Here is a 20,473-nt window from a genome sequence, read left to right on the forward strand (position 1 = left end):
ATTACAATAAAAAGACCACAATATATATACGTATACATATTATATACCAAACATGGAAAACTCAACTTCGTCTATGTAGACTATAATTCTCAAATAAGAATAATAAAAAAAATGACTTATTCAACAATTGTTAACAATCGATACAATAGATATAAAAATAAATTATAACAACGTTTACAAATTAAATTATTCTCAATTTATATTTTTATGAATAAAAATATTTTTTAAAATTATCCATTGATAACAGCTATACCCCATGCAATATATAATAATACTTTTATCTATTATATTTTAGTATAATTTCATATCATAGTTAGAGTATAATGCTCTATCATTCATAAATATTTTAATATTAAAAATCTCAACTATCATAATCCAATTTATAACCATTATAAAATACCGCATAATAGGTTATCTTGTGCACTAATAAATAGTTTTGTCTAACAAATACAATAGTTGTTGTAGTGCTCCTTGATTATTTTGTAGTACTTTCATAGCTCTACAGCCATAACTTAAACGACATTGTTGATTTACCAGTAACATAGCAATAGCCTTCACTAAAGATTCCGTATCAGTTACTGTAATTAATCCATTTGATTTATATAATTTAACACAAATATCATTAAAATTAAAAGTGTATGGCCCCATAATCAATGGAATAGAATGTGCCGCTGGCTCCAACGGATTATGTCCTCCATGTTTTACTAAGCTACCCCCAATAAACGCTATATCTGAAACACCATATAATAACATTAATTCTCCTATAGTATCATTAATAATTACTTGTGTCGCTTTAGATGGAATAATCCCACTACTTCTCATGATATAAGAAAATCCAGCTTGTTCAGTAATGTTTTTAACATCAACAAAACGCTCTGGATGACGTGGAGCCAGAATCATCAATAAATCAGGAAACCTTGCCAAAAGATGTTTATGCGCTTTCAGCAATAATATCTCCTCTCCTGCATGAGTACTGCTAGCTATCCATACCTTCCGTTTTTTGATCCAATTTTTTTTTAAAAATGAAATTTTGTTTAATAAATCCTGATTCATTTCAATATCACATTTTAGATTACCCATAACAAACAATTGATTTTTTTTTAATCCTAATTTAAGAAATCGAGAAGCATCTTCTTTATTTTGAGCAGCAATTAACGTAATACGTTCCATAATTAGTGAAATAAAATGACTAAATCTTTTATATTTAATAAAAGAACGAAATGATAACCGAGCATTAGCAATAATGAAAGGAATCTCACGTTGATATAATATATTAATGAGATTTGGCCATAATTCAGTTTCCATGGTAATAACTAATCGGGGCTTAACTTGATCAATAAATCGTTTCATAGCACCAGGTAAATCATAAGGTAAATAACTGCAGTGTGCGTTATGATGAAACTTAGATCGTGCTAATTCTATTCCTGTAGGAGTCATCGCAGTTAATGTAATTGCTATTTCTGGATAACGCTGCTGCAAAGCACGTATCAAAGGGATCGCTGCTAATGTTTCTCCTAAAGACACAGCATGCAGAATAATACCATCAGATTGAATAGGTTTTTTGTAAAATCCATAACGCTCCAACCAATGTTTACGATACGATGGCGATCGTCTGCTACGCCATAATAATCGTATCCATATTATAGGTTGAGCAACATACATAATAATACTATATATTGCAATATATAGTTTAAACATATAATATCTCAAGTTAATTATTACATTTATAATTACTAATTTAAGCATTTTACATGTATTTAATTACATATCAATAATCATTGATGTCTTATATTAAATATTTTAATAGTTAATTCTTAAAAATTTAAAATAATTTTGTTTAAAAACTATCTCAAATAGACTACTATTTTCATTAATTATATTTATGAAATATTTTTTTATTTTATATTAAAAAAATAAATTATTAAAAATATATTTTAGAACTAAATATTATATTTTATATGTACAATTATTAATTACTGATTCAATATTTGTTTATCCATTCAAATAAATTTTTTTAATAATGATTAAAATTTAATTATCCACATCATTTTATACATGATGCTTATAATAAATAAATTATATAAATTAAAAAATCTAATTAATTTTCCGTACAACTAAAAAATAAATATTTATCCAGATAAATACACATAATAAAAACGCATCATTCTTTACTTGAAAGAATTTGTATTAACATCAATTTATTTTTTTTAAAATTAAATTTAAAAAAATCTATTCACTAACTATTATTAATATATAATAATCACAAATTGAAAATTTGTTGGCATATATCAAATACATTTAATAGAAATTTACATATATAATACATTTACTTATTTTAAACATTGATTAAAATTTAAATATCATAAAACCATTTTTTTTTAATATTAAATAATAGGATTAAACTAACGTAGATACTCTATTCTTCAATACTATCACACATTTGCCTAATTTCACCGTAATGATGAATTAATTCACTCTATTCAAAAAAATAAAAATCATGTTAAAAACAATTTTTATTTCTATAATTTTAATATTTTGAAGAATTTATTTTCTCTATATAAACAGATTTACATTTCTATTTTAAATTGAAAAAATAATTTATATTTTAATTATATAATTATGCATAATGAAATATATTTCAAAATATCGATGACTTCGGCGCATCATACATCAATCTTCATTGATACAGTAAAAATTTTAATTAACAACATCTCCCGATGTTATATATGAATTAAATATAAAAATAATTTTGATCACCTATCAGATTAAATTGTAAATTCATTTTTATTATATATAGACTCTGATTATATCTTATTTATTAAATTTATATTGATAGAAATTTTATAATAAAAATAAAACAGTAATTTATTTATAAAATATGAATTTTTTTGTAAAATGAAAATAATAAAATAGAAGTATCATTTATTTTTATTAATATATTTTTTATTTACTAATAAAATATATTTTATATTTAATAAAACATTAATATCTACTATTATTTAAAAATTTCAATTTCTATTAAATAAAACTAAACAATTAAAAATAAAAAAATAAATAATGAACATGTTCGAGCATTTAATATTCTAAAATCATATTTAAATTTTACAATCAATATGATATCAAGAAATATGACAGCACTAGAATAATGAAAATATTTTGATACTTTTTATTAAAAAATATATATAATTTGTTAATTATGGACTAATTATTTGAAGTGATATATAATCAGATGTTAAATAATCTCAATTAAAAAAAATAATGATATTCATCACCCACATATAATGTGTATCTATCATCCTTCTCAAATATATAATTATTTACTTTTAAACCACATCGAATACTATTACTTATAATAAACAAAGATAATTTAAAAACATTAATTTGTAATAAATCATTACAAATTAATTTTAAAAAAATTAATTTTAATAAGTACAAAAAAAGTGTTGAGGTATATTTTCATTTGATAATTTTTTGCAATGATTCCCAGACATGTGTAGGAGTTAAATGTTTCATTTTTTTAGTTGAAGACCGTAAAGCAACTTGATTTTGACCATATGTTCCAATTAATTTAGGGTTAGTTGGTCCATATAATGTCACATTAGGACATCCAAGAGCTGCCGTTAAATGACTAAGTCCAGTATCAACAGATATTACTGCAGTTGCCCCAGATATTTGACAGGCAATCTCTTGTAACGTTAATTTTGGTAATATTATTATTTGGTTACAATATAATCTTGCTAACTGATTAGTACGTAATTCTTCACTTTTCGTCCAAAAAGGTAATTTAATGAAATATCCCGCATTAATAGCGTATTGAGCTATAATACTCCAATTAAATTCCGGCCAAAGTTTTTGAAGTTTAGTAGTAGAATGAAAAAATATTAAATAAGGAACATTATTTTTTTGAAGTGGAAATAAATGCGCAATATTATATTTGCCTATGCAAGACGGGACAGGATATTTTAAACTAAAAGAAAACAGCTGTCGAATGCGTTCTACAGCATGTTGACTTTTTTTAATGTAATGTCGTTCATGATAAACAAAAGAACTCATGGGCTCTCGTACACTTGTATAATCCATACCATATTTTTTTCCACGTGTAATACACGTTATCAATAATGATGTCTTCAATAAACCCTGAGCATCAATAATTACGTCGTATCTCTTTTTTAATTGTATACAACATTCACGGTATCTCTTCCATGAAGAGAGTTTATACCAATTTTTTATCCAAAATCTAAGATTTATAGGAATAATTTGATGTATTGCGGGATGCCATCTAGGGATATCAGAAAAAGTTTCTTCTACAACCCAATCAAACAATATATTTGGTACAACATTCGATGCATCAGTAACTGCAGGTAAAGTATGTATAATATCCCCCATAGAAGAAACTTTTATGATTAAAACTTTCATGATGATTATAATATCTTTTCTTTAGTTAATCCATTAATAATGTTTTTAATTCCTTGAAAACTTGATCTGGAGTAATAGTCATTAGACTGCTATGATAACCATATAAACTATCTCCATTTCTTATTGCATAATATCCTTTCACATGACGAATCACAATAGATTGAGAAAACAAAGGGGGAGTAAACTTAGGATTACTAGGCCCATACAGTCCTATTACAGGACGTTTCAATGCACAAGCTATATGCATTAAACCAGAATCATTACTAACAATTCCTATACATGTCGCTATAATTGCAATCGCTTCGCCTAATGATGTGATTCCTATAAGATTGTTACAGTGTTGTTTCAAATTATTGAGAATACTATGTTTAATAAATCTATTAATTAATTGATCTTTAGGGGATCCTAATATTACCACATGATATCCATCACGAATCAATCGAACAGCTAACGTTATATAATGATAATGAGGCCAGCTTTTAGCTAATCCAAATTCTGCGCCTGGGCATAAACCAATCAATGATTTTCTATAAAAATACAAATTAAATTTGCATAATACATTTTCAATTTGTTTGTCACTCACGCTTAATCGAGGTAACGGCAACGGATCAGGTAAATTACAAAAATGTGTTGCAACATTATAATCGCATGCTAAAGCGGCGTAACGTTGTACCATCAACGGAAAGGATGTTTTGTTAAGTATCCTCAAATCATTTAAAATACCATATCTCATTTCTCCACGCCATCCAGTTCGAACTGGAATACCTGCAAAAAATGGTATTAAAGCAGATTTAAACGAATTAGGTAATATTATTGCTTGTTGATATTGCTCATTTTTTAAAAATTTTCCGAGGTGGTAACATTTTGATAACTCTAAAGATCCATGTCTATAAGGAATAAACAATGTTTGACTAATTTCAGGCATATGACTAAATAGATCCTTACACCATATTGAAGTAAGTACATCAATATTAATATTGGAACAATATTTCTTCATTAACAATTGATACATACTATGTGAGATCACGGTATCGCCAATCCATGAAGGACTAATAACTAATATTTTCATCGTGAAAATATTAGTTATTATTTACCATTATAATGATTAACATTATTGCAAGATAACCAATTTAAATAATGATATATACCTTGATTAATATTCATAAATTCCTTACAGTAACCTGACTTTCTTAACTGAGAGATATTTGCCTGAGTAAATATTTGATAATGATCGCTTATTTTTTTTGGCATAGCAATATATTTAATGTTCATATCTTGATTACAAAAACTTAATACAATACTAGCAACAAACTCAAATGATTCAGACTTGCCTGTTCCACAATCAAAAATTCCAGATATATTATTGTTCCAAACCCAAAGATTTATATCAACTATATCTTCAACGTGTATGAAATCCCGTTTTAATTCTTTACTTCCAATAAACAGTGTTGGATGTTTTTTGTTTGTAATTTTCCGATATAATTGAAATATTATACTAGCCATACTACCTTTATGTGCTTCATAAGGACCATAAACATTAAAATACCTTAATCCACAAACTTGAGATGCAACTTTTGGCAATACAGCGCGCACATACTGATCAAATAAAAATTTGGAATAACCGTATATATTCACAGGCTGTTCATATGTATGGGGAGGTACAAACGCGCTGGTATCTCTACCATACACTGATGCAGAAGAAGCATATATAAAAGGAATTTTATTGTTAACACAATAAAATAATAAATCTTTAGAATACTGATAATTATTCTCCATCATATACTTACCGTCCCATTCAGTAGTGGAAGAACAAGCTCCTTCATGAAACACTACATCTATGTCTTTAATATAAGAATTAACAGAACTATTAAGTATCTTATTAATGAAGTAATCCTTATCCATATAGTCCGCAATATGCAAACTGTTCAGATTTTTATATTTTTCCCCATTCTTTAAATCATCTACTACCAGAATATTTTTGTATTCAATTTTATTTAAAGATTTAACAATATTGCAACCTATAAATCCTGCTCCTCCAGTGACCACAATCATACATTCTCACATCGTTACATATATATTAATAAACAAAAATTCACACAATAATTTGAATTATTTTTTCAACAACGCAACATCATGAAAAATAATTCTAAATATTCAGTAAAAAAATATATTACTTTAAGTTATTTACTATGTACAATATAGCATATTTTATATTAATAATTTTATATTATGATTACTTTTTCTGAGTTCTGCGCTATCCAAAAACAAGAGTATATCATAAAGAACATGTATTTATTGAATTATTTATAACAAAGTGCACTAGTTTTTTATTTAAATGTAGAATATAATACATTTTCGCGATGTATTTGTGATATAGAATCGTATACATGTATTTATGTTAATTCATGATATTTATCATTTAACGCAATATCAATACTATCAAATCCAAAAAATATGCATTCAAACATAAATGATGTAATCATTCATAGATCACTAGTTTTATTAAAGCTGTGTGCATGACACTGTATAATATACACATAAATTTTATAGTATACTACATATAAAATTTATTTTTTTAAATAAGTTTACAACCCATGTATATATTAGAAATCATAACATTCTTACAGCAACATATAATACTTAGCGCAATATGGGTTCTTTTGTTCATTGCTACATTGTATACTGTGATTAACAATTGGTTATTCGGACATTCTGAAATATTACGTGATAAAGCAATTTATCTTATAAATAGAAAAAACGCGATGGTAATAGATATTCGTAGTCAAGATGACTATTACGCAGGACACATCACAAATAGCATTAATGTTTCAATAGAAGAAATTAAAAGTAATAATATTTGTAAATTAAAAGGATTAAAACAACATCCGTTGATTATTGTACACGATAATAATGTACTAGCACACTCAATTAAACAACATCTACTGCATGAACTAAAATTTAAAGAAATATATGTACTACACGGTGGTATAGTGGGATGGAAAGCTGATAATTTTCCTCTTTTATCAAAAAAATAAAATATAAAATAATGAGAACAAAGAATGGCTTATATTGAAATTTACACAAAAAAAAATTGTCCTTACTGTGAGCGTGCTAAAGCATTATTAGAAAAAAAATCTTTGGATTTTAAAGAAATTTCTATAGATTGCAGTAACTTGTCAGATAATATAAAAACAGAAATGAGACAACGATCTGGTGGTCGTTCTACATTTCCACAAATTTTTATAGACGGTCTACATATTGGAGGATCAGATGATTTAGTACTTTTAAATGATCAGGGAAAATTAGATCTAATCTTAATGAATAAAAAAGTTAGTAAATTATGATACTTATCAAATACTAAATGTAGTAGTACTAAAGGTGTGGTTGTGTTAGAAAACAACAGTAATAACGTCTTATTTCATGTACAAAGAATCTATACCAAAGATATTTCGTTTGAAGCTCCGAGCACTCCTGCAGTGTTCCAAATCAATTGGAGTCCAAAAATTAAGGTAGATTTAAATAGTGATGCTAAAAAGATTCATACTGACTTATATGAAGTAGTGTTGTGTATTACTGTGATTGCAAAAATTGGGGAAGATACTGCTTTTTTATGTCAAGTCAAACAAGCCGGCATTTTTCATGTTGCAGGGCTGAACAAAACACAAATGGTACGCTGTTTTAGCGCACATTGTCCGAGTATTTTATTTCCCTATGCCAGCGAATGCATTAGCAGCCAAGTGTCTAGAGGAACTTTCCCTCAAATTAATTTAAACCCAATTAATTTTGATACTTTGTTTATTCAGTCTCTATACAAAAAATATGATGATACATTTAAACTTTGATGTCTTAAAGTAAGCAGTTAAAAAATTATTGTGTCTATTATATATCCTACTATAACTGTACTTGGAGCAGGTTCCTATGGAACAGCTATAGCTATTGCGTTATCTAGAAATGGGCATACCATATTGTTATGGGGACATAATGTGACTCATATTCAACAACTCAAAACTAGTCGATGTAATCAAAACTATTTGCCTGATATCACTTTTCCGTCATCATTATACTTAGAAACATCATTATCTGCAGCTTTATCTACATGCCGAAATTTATTGATTGCAGTGCCCAGTCATGTTTTTAGTCATGTTGTGATGCGATTAAAACCAAATTTAAAGAACAATACTCGTATCATCATAGCATCTAAAGGTTTAGAACCAAAAACTGGACGTTTATTACAAGATGTAACACATGATATTTTAGGAAAAAACATTCCTATCGCAATTATATCCGGTCCAACTTTTGCTAAAGAACTCGCTATGGGATTACCCACAGCAATATCATTAGCTTCTAATGATACTAGATTAAGTTATGATCTACAAAATATACTGCATTGCAGTAAAAATTTAAGGATATATAGCAACACAGATACTATCGGTATTCAAATAGCTGGAGTAGTAAAAAATATTATTGCTATTGGGGCAGGTATTTCTGATGGCATAGGATTTGGATCCAATGCGCGAACAGCATTAATTACCCGAGGCTTAGTAGAAATGTCTCGCCTCGGCATAGCGATTGGAGCTATGCCGGATACTTTTATGGGTTTATCTGGATTAGGAGATTTGATATTGACTTGTACGGACAATCAATCACGTAATCGTCGCTTTGGTGTGTTATTGGGACAGGGTTTCAATATACATCATGCTCAAAAAAAAATTGGGAAAACAATAGAAGGATTCTGTAACATAAAAGAAGTATATATGTTATCCGTTAAATACAAAGTAGATATGCCTATTACTGAACAAACATATCAGATACTATATCAAAATAAGAATGTTCATGATGCAGCTCACTCTTTATTAGAACGCACACAAAAAGAAGAAAAAATTAATAGATAGTTAAAATCATTAATAATAGATTTGAATTATCATTCATACTATAACAATCAGGTAAATGCATGACTTTAAATATATTAGAAATAGTTTGGAGCAACATTAAAATCGAAGCAAGACTACTAATTGACTCTGAGCCTATATTGACTAGTTTCATACATACGGTCTTATTAAGACATGCAAACTTTAAAGATGCATTAATTTATATATTATCCAAAAAATTAACCACTCCAGATATATCTACTCTTTCTGCAACTAAGATATTAGAAGACATATGTAGAACTGATGACAATATCATTACTTCTGCTGCACAAGATATTTATGCAATACGTTTTAATGATCCATCTATTACTAAATATTTTACTCCTTTTTTGTATTCAAAAGGATTCCATGCATTGCAAACGCATCGTATTTCTCATTGGTTATGGAATCATAATCGTAAAGAATTAGCTATGTATTTTTATAACCACATTTCCACCACTTTTAATGTAGACATTCATCCTGCTGCAAGCATCGGATATGGCGTTATGATGGATCATGCAACCGGAATAGTGATTGGAGAGACATCAGTTATAGAAAACAATGTATCTATAATGCAATCTGTGACTTTAGGTGGAACCGGAAAAATAAGTGGAGATCGTCATCCTAAAATTAGACGAAAAGTAATGATTGGAGCCGGTTCTATTATTTTAGGTAATATTGAAGTAGGATATGGAGCTAAAATTGGAGCTGGTTCTGTTGTACTACACTCTGTACCACCTTATGCTACAGTTACAGGAAAACCTGCTAGACTTATAAAAAAAATCAATAAATTACAATAAATTAATAACATATTACATAAAAATATATGTTGTATTATATACATTTCTATTAGGAACCATAATCTAAAACACCACTGTACATATCAAGCCCTAAGAATAAATATATTTCTATAATGATTAGTATATTAAAAATATACTTATATTTTTAACTATAAAATATATAATTGTACATTAAAATGAAGATATATGTGTATCTTAATATGTAATTGAAATTACACATAATATATACCATGGTCATCTACATATCATGGATAATATCTGCTTTCATATTTCAATATTTTAAAAAACAATCCTCATGATATAATTCGTATAATTAAGATCATTTATTGAAATAATCACCTTATAACTTTAAGAAAGATATATAAATTTAAAACTAATCTACTCCAATACCAATGATATATGGGTATTGTTATTGTACATCAATAACGCTTCCAATATTCAATATTTAGAAAACATATTGGATAATTTTTTTAATTTAATTAAAATATCAATAAATTAAAAACTCGCAGCAATTTTATATATAACTATCATGTATATTTAATATTATCTTATATTTTATACAAAACATAGTTGTAGTCTGCTGAAAACAACAACATAATAGAGTTCTGTATTTATGATAAAAAAAATAGGAGTATTAACAAGCGGCGGTGATTCACCAGGAATGAATGCGGCTATTCGAGGCGTAGTACGGACAGGCCTTTCTGAAGGACTGGAGATTTATGGAATATATGATGGTTATTTAGGATTATTTCAAAATCGAATGATACCATTGAGTCGTCGTAGTGTTTCAGATATTATCAACCGTGGAGGAACGTTTCTTGGTTCTGCTCGTTTTCCTGAATTTAAAGAGGATGCTATTAGAGCAACAGTTATTAACAATATCCATCAACATAGCCTTGACGCTCTCATAATCATTGGAGGAGATGGATCTTATTTAGGTGCTAAAAGATTGAGTGATATAGGATTTCCTTGCATCGGATTACCTGGAACTATCGACAACGATGTTGCCGGAACTGATTACACCATTGGGTATTTCACCGCTTTAGAAACAATCGTGGATGCAATTGATAGATTGCGCGATACATCTTCTTCACACCAACGTATTTCTATTATAGAAGTGATGGGTCGTTGTTGCGGGGATTTAACTATGGCAGCGGCGATAGCTGGAGGTTGCGAATTTATTATAGTTCCTGAAGTAGAATTTAATCCACAAGATCTAGTGGATGAAATTAAATCTGGGATTTCAAAAGGAAAAAATCATGCAATAGTAGCTATTACAGAACGTATTTGTAATGTATTTTATTTAGCTCAATATATTGAAGAAAAAACCGGTAGAGAAACCCGCGCTACCGTCTTAGGATACCTCCAACGTGGAGGTAAACCTGTTGCATATGATCGTATTCTAGCATCTAGGATGGGAGCGTATTCTATTGATCTACTATTAAAAGGTTATACAGGACGTTGTATTGGGGTACAAAATGAAAAACTGGTACACCATGACATTAATGATGCTATACAATATATGCAACGCCCATTTCGACAAGATTTATTAACAACAGCTAAAAAATTATTTTAAATTTTATAAATTAGCATGCATAACTTATCTCCTCTAATCATATACTATTAGATCAACAATATCGTATTATGTAACACGATATTGTGTAACTTATGTATAAGAATCGCTTATTTAATGTACAAAACCATTAAATATCATTGTTATGCCAACGAATATACTGCTTTCTTACACATTTTTAAGAAAGATATAATTTCTTGTGTTTTTCAGCAGTTTGTACTATCATGGCGAAACTGTTAGCGTTTAAAGAAGCGGCTCCTACTAATACACCATCGATATCTTTTTGATCAAAAAATTGAGTAACATTTTCTGGTGTTACAGAACCTCCATACTGAATTATTATTTCATCGGCTACAGATACATCATAACTTGCAATATAATCCCGAATTGATTTATGCACCATTTGCACGCTTTCTGGAGATGCGCTCACACCGCTTCCTATAGACCATATAGGCTCATAGGCAATAACTGAATTCTTCAATGCTTCTATACCAAGTAATTTGATGACTGTTTTAATTTGATTAATACATATTGATTGCGTGCATCCAGAATCATATTCTCTTTTATTTTCTCCTATACACAAAATAGGAATTAATCCGACCTTTTTTAAGATAAAAAATTTTTTAGCAATATATGCATCATTTTCTTTATGATGTATTCTCCGTTCAGAATGACCTATAAGTACATATCGTACGTTACAATCTTGTAACATTTCTGCAGAAATTTCACCGGTAAATGCTCCAGATAAATGAATATCAACATTTTGAGCACACAACTGAATATGAGTATTATTTAATAAATAACGCTTAACTATATCTAAATACATCACAGGAGGAGCTATGGCTACACTACATTTAGAAATGTTACAAAATGTATTGACTAATGTAATAGTTAAATTAGTTATAGTATTTTTATTGCCATTTAATTTCCAATTTCCTATTACCAATAGCCGCCGCCTCACATTTTTTTCTCCTACAGAAATCACTTAATAATAATGATTATAACACATTAATACTAATGAGCATTAAATAAAATAAAATAAATCCTTGTTAATTCACGATTAGTACTGTTTATAAAATTAAAAGATGGACAATTATATATACATTGCAACATACTGCAACCTTGAAAAAGATGCAGAAATAATAAAAATTTTGTAGTATGCTGTTTTTTTAGTTATAATTATAGAAATCATAAATTATAACCTATTCATGTTACCAATAACGTTCTTGAGTCATATGACCTGGGTTGCATCGTAAATGATCTTTCATTCCGTATTTTTTACTCAATATTTCTTTCGTATCTTGTATCATTTGTGGGTTTCCACATAACATTACGTGACTATCGTTAATATCCAATTGTAATCCTACTTCTTTTTCTAAAGTATCATTTTCTATCAAAGTAGGTATGCGACCAAAAAGAGAACTAGAAGATTCTTCTTGACTTATGATGGTTTGCACACGCAATTTACCACTATAAAAATTTTGTAATTTTTTTATTTGAGATAAATAATTCAAATTTTTATAAAATCGTACTGCGTATACTAATATAATGTTTGTAAATTGATGTAATCTTTTATCATGATCTTCAAGTATTGATAAATATGGGCCAATTCCTGTACCACTAGCCAACATCCATAAATTTCTACAATTTGGAATTTCATTGAGTATAAAGCGTCCATATGATTTTTTAGTAAGCATGAGAGTATCACCGGGACGTAAAGTACATAATAATGGGGTGCATTTTCCTTTTAGTATAGTGGTGATATAAAACTCTAAATTTGGATTATGCGGGGCATTAAGATATGAATAAGCCCGTTGCACGATTATATTATTTATATTGATCCCTATTTTAGTAAATTGTCCAGCAACAAATGTATTTACTGGAGCTCGTACGACAAGACTAAACAACCAATCCGTCCAATGTTTTACATCAATAATTTTTCCAGTGACCCATGTAGACATCAAGTTTACCTGTATCCAGTATCAGTTGTATTCAAATATTTAATATTATTAAATTAACCTCATTGATATAATCAAGAATTAGTAATTGAAATTCGTAATTTATTACTATCTAACTTTTTAACATTAATATAAAACGCTGACATCTAATTTTTATCCAACAACAACCAACAAAAACATATCATAATTATTATTTATTCAATGAACATAATTTTGATAGCACTAACATCATAACCACTTCATCAGAGATACCTGAATATTATAATTTCTCACAAAATCATTTTATATATAAGATTTTTATTGATAAAACCAAACACAATATAATAACCATTATATCGCAATGCATGTATAATAATGTTTTAACTATGGTAATATACCATGGTTACAGACTAATCTATAATGAAAAAATCTACAATATCCAATTCAACCTTACTTTAATTATTCGATTATTTTTATAAAAAATTTTCGTGATACGTATAATTCAATTATAATTTTAGCATTATATCATCATTAAAAAATTATACATTGCTATGTATATCAATAAAATTATTAGTATCATGAAAATACACAAAAATTTTACAAGTTATTCATGAACTTATAATCATTAATAAACACATACCTAGCTCTCTTTGAACGTAACTACGCTGCACACTTTCTAAAAATTTAGTTTACTAAATATAATAGTTTATTTTAAATAACTGTAAATACTGTTTATACTTCATACAACCAATTGTTATATTTTAAATTTCAACTATAATTTTTTCAAAAATATGTCAATTGTACGTTAATTAGGAATTAATATCCTATTATTATACATTTACATATATTGTGTTTACAAAAAATAAAAGATACAATTCTTGTATGTTTTATTAAATCTACTTATACAGTGTATACGCAATTATTTGTAAATATCCTATATTTCATTTTAAATAATCCAAATAATTATCATATATCAAAAAAATTATATCAAATAAATATTTGAATTACTTGATGAGATTAAAATGTTACGTATTTACGCATGTAATTATATAAATTCTCGTGTAATTACGTAAAAATATCAATAAATTATAGTAATCATAAACAAAAAATAATAGTTGTGATTATCGATCAGAATCGATATTGATACGTACGATATAAAAATATTTCTATTTCAAACATATACAAATAAGAATTTTATTAACTATCACTAATATATAACATGATAAATTATAGATTACTTTTTATTATTGATGATATTTGGGCGTATATATTTGCAATACGTGCAACAATATTGTGAATTTTTATACAATTTATCATGACCCACGCATTTAAATAGTTAAATATACAACAATTGTTGTTAACAGTCAGAAACATTTGATTATACATAAACACTCAAAAAAATCTAATCCTATTAAGGATTGTGAAATAAATTTATAATTTACATTTATTGTGATATTATATTAGTTTATCAAAATATAATATTTGAATGATATAAGAATACATTATGAAAAAAAATATTCATCCAAAATACAACGAAATATCTGCATATTGCTCATGTGGAAATATTATTAATACTAAATCTACTTTAAATCATAACTTGAACATAGACGTATGTAATTTGTGTCATCCATTTTACACAGGTACACAACGTATACTAGATACGCGTGGGCGTGTAAACATTTTTAACAAGCGCTTTGATCTTTCTGTTAACACTAATTTCTTACCTATTGACAAAAAATCAAATAAAAAATAAACATAGATCTTATTGACTTAAAAAACATGCAACACAATAGTAATAAAATATCGGTATTCTGATAGACAATAGATATGAGTGAATTAAGTTTTATTGATATAGATGATTTGTATCAAAACACATGTAAATTATAGTTATTACCAGAAAATTATATTAATAATATCACTATCATTAGATAAAGCCATATTAAATATGGTCACTAAACCATTAGTGCACATAAATACAATTTTCTACACTTAAAAAAACAAAGATGTTTTAGCAACATAGGTAGGTTTAGTTATTATTATGAACATAAAAAAATCCACAATTAGTGTTAGAAGTGGTTTAAATAGCGACGAACAACATGGATGTGTTGTACCTCCCATTACTCTTTCAACAACTTATAATTTTTTTGGACTAAATCAACCTCGTCCTTATGATTATTCACGACGTAAAAATCCCACTCGTGATGTAGCTCAGCAAACTTTATCAGATTTAGAATATGGAAAAAACGCAATCATGACAAGTAGTGGTATGTCTGCTATTTATTTGATATGCTCTGCTTTGCTTGAACCAAACGATTTATTAATAGCGCCTTATGATTGTTATGGAGGTACTTATCGATTATTAGATGCCTTAAGTAAAAAAGGTGCATTCAAAGTACTATTTATTGACCAAAATGACATACAGATTTTATTAAAATCATTAACATACAAACCTAAACTAATGTTCATAGAAACCCCAAGTAATCCTATGCTTCGCGTAGTAGATATTCATACTATCTGCAATTTCAAAAAAGATATCTTATATGTCGTAGATAACACATTCATGACGCCAGTATTTCAAAATCCATTAACTTTAGGTGCAGATTTAGTAGTACATTCTTGTAGTAAGTATTTGAATGGACATTCAGATTTAATAGCAGGAGTAGTAATATCAAAGGATACATACATTTCTGACAAATTAACTTGGTGGGGCAACACGCTTGGTATTACTGGAAGTGCTTTTGATAGTTATCAGTTATTGCGTGGCATGCGTACTTTAATGCCGCGTGTTCATCAACAACAAAATAATACAAAAAAAATTATTGATTTTTTTCAAAAACAACCCCAAATCAATGCGTTATACTATCCGGGATTACCAACTCATCCTAGATATAATATTGTTTGTCAACAACAAAGTGGATTTGGATCAATATTTAGTTTCGAACTTAAGGGGACTACAAATGTATTGCCACAATTTTTAAGATCATTAAAATTATTTACATTAGCAGAATCATTCGGGGGGGTAGAGAGTTTAATTGCTCACCCAGCCACTATGACGCATGCTGCTATGCCAGAAAACGCTCGGAAAAACGCTGGAATCAGTGACATGTTGCTGCGTGTGTCAGTAGGATTAGAAGATAGCGACGATCTTATTGAGGATTTAAAACAGGCATTTGCGTCAATACAATAAAATATCTTTATACTACTATTAGGTACATTATTGCAATAGTCTTGTTGTGAATAAACTTTAATGAATGTATGCTATAAATTTTTATTGATCAATTAAGTAATCACAACATTTATATATAAATTGATATTTTCAATAAATATTGTTGAACGTTTAATTAATGGAACTGTATCTATCTAGATCTTATTTGCAACACAAACACATATAATTAATTTAATTTACTAAAGTAATAACATATAAACGGACATTTTTTCAATTAGTTATATTCATTAAAATACCCACAATACAGTTTTTTAAAAATTATTAATTTCAATGGTTATACATATAATGATGATTTTTATTTTAAAACTAACATATGGTATATGATTATTACAATTGTCAATATTGACATGGATAGCTTCTATTTTATAGTTTCAAGAGGGAAAAAATGAGTATGTTCCATGCCACTCAACAAGCCATATTAAATCAATATTTAGCTGAGTTACAAGAAGGAAATATCAATGTTTCATTTGAATTTTTTCCTCCACGCACTGATGAAATGGAACAAATTTTCTGGAAAACTATAAACAAATTAAGTAAATTAAATCCTATTTTCGTTTCTGTAACATATAACGCTAATTCTGGAACACGCAATCATACTGATAAAACGATCAAAGATATAAAAAAACATACTGGATTAATAGCAGCTCCTCATTTAACATGTATTAACGAAACCCCTCAAGCGTTACAAATTATTGCTCAAGAATATTGGAATAATGGTATTCATAATATTGTTGCATTAAGAGGCGATCAAATGAAAAAAACTTATCAATCGTCTATGTACGCTGCAGATTTAGTATATTTATTAAAAAAAATTGGAAATTTCGATATTGCAGTGGCTGCTTATCCAGAAGTACATCCAGAAGCAAAGAGCGCTCAATCAGATTTAATCAATTTAAAAAAAAAAATAGACGCCGGTGCGAATCGTGCAATTACTCAATTTTTTTTTGATGTAGAACAATATTTAAGATTTAGAGATCTTTGCGTATCTGTAGGAATTGATATAGAAATTGTTCCTGGAATATTACCTATTTTTAATTTTCGTCAATTACAACATTTTATTACTTTTACTAAAGTAAAGATCCCGCATTGGATATATGTAATTTTTAATGGATTAGATCATGACTTAGAAACACAGAAAATGCTTGGAACATTCGTAGCAATAGACATGATCAGAGTCCTTCTTAAAGAAGGAGTAAGAAATTTTCATTTCTATACTCTTAACAGATCAGATCTAACATATGCAATATGTCATACTTTAGGAATAAAAAATAACAAATATAATGTATAAACAATCCTGTCAAATTAATTAAACAATCACACCCACCCCAAATCATGCATTTAAAAATGATGATTTATTTATTAGATTCTCTTAAATATACGTATCTCGAAGATCTGAACTTTTAAATAAATAATCAACATTGTACTATATTAACCATCAATCAAACACACTATATATTTTGTATATGTATTATGTAATGAATCTATATCAACATTGTTCAGTTATAAATGGAACTCTTGAGCATATATATTTATAAATATTTACGTTACAATACGAAGAATGAAGTTCAACATAGCATGTGTGTAAAACAAAAAGGATTCTTTGAATGAAGATATGTACTACTCTACATTAAAAAATAATTATACCTAAATTATAGGGTACATTACGTATATATTTAAATTTATGTATATTTTATATATGGCGCATAAACTGAATAATTAATAAAACATATGATTTATTTTAAAAATACATGTAAGCAACCAACAATATTAATATTAGACTCTGGGGTGGGTGGTTTATCTATTTATACTGCGATACAAAAATTGTTACCACATGTACGATATTTATATTTTTTTGATAATCAAGCTTTTCCTTATGGTGAACACTCAGAATTGTTCATTATAAATCGCGTAATTTCTATAATTAAAGCTGTACAAAAACAACATCAATTAGATCTTATAATTGTTGCTTGTAATACTGCTAGTGTAGTATCATTAAAAATATTACAAAATCATTTTCTATGTCCCATAGTTGGAGTAATCCCCGCTATTAAATTGGCGTCTAAATTAACTAAAAATGGCATTATTGGAGTATTGGCGACACATCGTACTGTGAATCATGATTATACCTGGGGTCTTATACGACGCTTTGCCAATAAATATAAAGTCATGTTATTAGGTACATCTGAACTAGTAAACTTGGCTGAATCCAAGATATATGGAAAAAAAATACCAATATCAATCCTTCGGAATATTCTCACCCCCTGGTTAAACATGAAACAACCTCCTGACACTATAGTACTAGGATGTACTCATTTTTCTTTATTAAAAAAAGAACTAATCACAGTATTATCCTCAAATAGCTACTTAATAGATTCGAGACACTCAGTGGCTAAATATAGTTTACGTTTGCTAAAAAAGAATATAAATGAACCTACAAAAAATTTTTATTTTTGCAAACCAAATAAAATCTATTGTTCTATGAACACAGAAAAAACTATCAAATTAAAATCCATTTTATTATCTCATTACAATTTTTTTTCTCTAGAAATTTTATCAATATAATCTAAACACATTGTTATATTCCTATGCAAAACATATAATATTTGTTGGTTAAATTAGTAATCAAATAATTTAATTATTATACTCACGGATACAAAATATATATTCATATTGAACAGTAAATCATAATTTTCTCTGTCAAATTATTTCATCCAAATTTATTATAGAATATGAAAACTTTTATATTAATAAATTGATATGTATTCGTATCATATATATACGTCTATTAAACTCGATTAATCCTATTAACCGCACGTGTAACACATTCACAACAAATCATAAATTAATTTTTCAAAAAATATGTTTCTATTCAATTATATTAATATTACTTCACCATGCTAATTTTAATGTTGATAACACAAAATCAATTACATTGCATATATTCAAATATTATTCAAAATTATTTAGTTGTGAAAAACTAAACTTGAATAATTATATTGTTTTATTTGCATGTTTACGTAAAACTTGTTACAATATAGACGATTTTTGGTGTGGGGCTATAGCTCAATTGGGAGAGCATCTGTTTTGCACGCAGAAGGTTAGCGGTTCAATTCCGCTTAGCTCCATGATGAATGCATATATAAAGTAATTATATATTTCCTGATAGGAAATAATAAAAATATCAAAAATCTCACATGTAATATTATCTTAACAAATTTTAAATTATGTCAAATCGATTACTATGAGTTTTTTTATCTATATAAAATATTATTTATAATAGGGTGCGGTAGTTCAGCTGGTTAGAACATCGGCCTGTCACGCCGAGGGTCACGGGTTCAAGTCCCGTCCGCACCGTATACTTGATCATCGCAATACAAGGGGTGTAGTTCAAATAGGTAGAACGTCGGTCTCCAAAACCGGGTGTTAGGAGTTCAAGTCTCTTCACCCCTGTAAAAGATACAAATAGTATTTAAACTTCACCATTCATATTAACATACATAGGCATGTATAATAGCTTTATAAAGAATATAGGATGTTGTTAACCTATTTATCTATATTTGTGCTTTATTTGTGATATTTTTATTTTCGATTAGATATCAATTTACAATATCACA

16 protein-coding genes and 3 tRNA genes are annotated in these 20,473 nt (G+C 27.7%); 13 read left to right on the forward strand and 6 right to left on the reverse strand.

The window, feature by feature from the left end; all coding sequences use genetic code 11:
• Positions 1-423: 423 nt before the first annotated feature.
• From waaA to rfaD, 4 genes are all read right to left on the reverse strand, one after another.
• Complete coding sequence (waaA, locus tag M9397_RS02815) at positions 424-1,698, reverse strand: lipid IV(A) 3-deoxy-D-manno-octulosonic acid transferase (RefSeq protein ID WP_250226870.1); 1,275 nt, start codon at positions 1,696-1,698, stop codon at positions 424-426.
• Between the two features lie 1,758 nt (positions 1,699-3,456).
• Positions 3,457-4,416 (reverse strand): lipopolysaccharide heptosyltransferase I, encoded by a 960-nt coding sequence (gene waaC, locus M9397_RS02820; protein ID WP_250226871.1) that lies wholly within the window; start codon positions 4,414-4,416, stop codon positions 3,457-3,459.
• 25 nt (positions 4,417-4,441) lie between these two features.
• Entirely contained in the window at positions 4,442-5,485 is a 1,044-nt protein-coding gene (gene waaF, locus M9397_RS02825; protein ID WP_250226872.1) for a lipopolysaccharide heptosyltransferase II, read from the reverse strand.
• Between the two features lie 17 nt (positions 5,486-5,502).
• The gene (gene rfaD, locus M9397_RS02830) at positions 5,503-6,468 is read right to left on the reverse strand and encodes an ADP-glyceromanno-heptose 6-epimerase (RefSeq protein WP_250259672.1); all 966 of its coding nucleotides are present in this window, start codon (positions 6,466-6,468) and stop codon (positions 5,503-5,505) included.
• A gap of 542 nt (positions 6,469-7,010) precedes the next feature.
• Here rfaD and M9397_RS02835 point away from each other — a divergent pair.
• From M9397_RS02835 to pfkA, 6 genes are all read left to right on the forward strand, one after another.
• Positions 7,011-7,451, forward strand: coding sequence for a rhodanese-like domain-containing protein (locus tag M9397_RS02835; RefSeq protein ID WP_250226874.1), 441 nt, complete (start codon positions 7,011-7,013; stop codon positions 7,449-7,451).
• 24 nt (positions 7,452-7,475) lie between these two features.
• Entirely contained in the window at positions 7,476-7,760 is a 285-nt protein-coding gene (gene grxC, locus M9397_RS02840; protein ID WP_250259674.1) for a glutaredoxin 3, read from the forward strand.
• Between the two features lie 42 nt (positions 7,761-7,802).
• Positions 7,803-8,258: a protein-export chaperone SecB gene (secB, locus tag M9397_RS02845; protein WP_250226876.1), complete on the forward strand. Its 456-nt coding sequence runs from the start codon at positions 7,803-7,805 to the stop codon at positions 8,256-8,258.
• Between the two features lie 30 nt (positions 8,259-8,288).
• Positions 8,289-9,308, forward strand: coding sequence for an NAD(P)H-dependent glycerol-3-phosphate dehydrogenase (gene gpsA / locus M9397_RS02850; protein WP_250259676.1), 1,020 nt, complete (start codon positions 8,289-8,291; stop codon positions 9,306-9,308).
• Positions 9,309-9,367: 59 nt separating this feature from the next.
• Positions 9,368-10,123 carry a serine O-acetyltransferase gene (gene cysE / locus M9397_RS02855; protein WP_250226878.1) on the forward strand — a complete coding sequence of 252 codons (756 nt, stop codon included), beginning with the start codon at positions 9,368-9,370 and terminating at the stop codon, positions 10,121-10,123.
• Between the two features lie 613 nt (positions 10,124-10,736).
• Positions 10,737-11,699 (forward strand): 6-phosphofructokinase, encoded by a 963-nt coding sequence (gene pfkA / locus M9397_RS02860; protein ID WP_250226879.1) that lies wholly within the window; start codon positions 10,737-10,739, stop codon positions 11,697-11,699.
• A gap of 175 nt (positions 11,700-11,874) precedes the next feature.
• On the opposite strand, the gene tpiA is transcribed toward pfkA, so the two are convergent.
• Both tpiA and M9397_RS02870 read right to left on the reverse strand, forming a co-directional pair.
• Entirely contained in the window at positions 11,875-12,657 is a 783-nt protein-coding gene (tpiA, locus tag M9397_RS02865; RefSeq protein ID WP_250259678.1) for a triose-phosphate isomerase, read from the reverse strand.
• Positions 12,658-12,907: 250 nt separating this feature from the next.
• Positions 12,908-13,657, reverse strand: coding sequence for a ferredoxin--NADP(+) reductase (locus tag M9397_RS02870; protein ID WP_250226881.1), 750 nt, complete (start codon positions 13,655-13,657; stop codon positions 12,908-12,910).
• Positions 13,658-15,137: 1,480 nt separating this feature from the next.
• Here M9397_RS02870 and rpmE point away from each other — a divergent pair.
• From rpmE to M9397_RS02905, 7 genes are all read left to right on the forward strand, one after another.
• Positions 15,138-15,386 (forward strand): 50S ribosomal protein L31, encoded by a 249-nt coding sequence (gene rpmE / locus M9397_RS02875; protein WP_250226882.1) that lies wholly within the window; start codon positions 15,138-15,140, stop codon positions 15,384-15,386.
• 285 nt (positions 15,387-15,671) lie between these two features.
• Positions 15,672-16,820, forward strand: coding sequence for a cystathionine gamma-synthase (gene metB / locus M9397_RS02880; protein WP_250226883.1), 1,149 nt, complete (start codon positions 15,672-15,674; stop codon positions 16,818-16,820).
• A 424-nt stretch (positions 16,821-17,244) separates the two neighbouring features.
• Complete coding sequence (gene metF / locus M9397_RS02885; RefSeq protein WP_250226884.1) at positions 17,245-18,147, forward strand: methylenetetrahydrofolate reductase; 903 nt, start codon at positions 17,245-17,247, stop codon at positions 18,145-18,147.
• Between the two features lie 440 nt (positions 18,148-18,587).
• Positions 18,588-19,421: a glutamate racemase gene (murI, locus tag M9397_RS02890; protein ID WP_250226885.1), complete on the forward strand. Its 834-nt coding sequence runs from the start codon at positions 18,588-18,590 to the stop codon at positions 19,419-19,421.
• A gap of 490 nt (positions 19,422-19,911) precedes the next feature.
• Positions 19,912-19,984, forward strand: a tRNA-Ala gene (locus M9397_RS02895).
• A gap of 155 nt (positions 19,985-20,139) precedes the next feature.
• Positions 20,140-20,213: transfer RNA gene (locus M9397_RS02900), tRNA-Asp, on the forward strand.
• 22 nt (positions 20,214-20,235) lie between these two features.
• Positions 20,236-20,309, forward strand: a tRNA-Trp gene (locus tag M9397_RS02905).
• Positions 20,310-20,473: the final 164 nt, after the last annotated feature.

This window comes from Blochmannia endosymbiont of Camponotus sp. C-003 (genome assembly GCF_023585685.1).
Classification (GTDB): Bacteria; Pseudomonadota; Gammaproteobacteria; order Enterobacterales; family Enterobacteriaceae; genus Blochmanniella.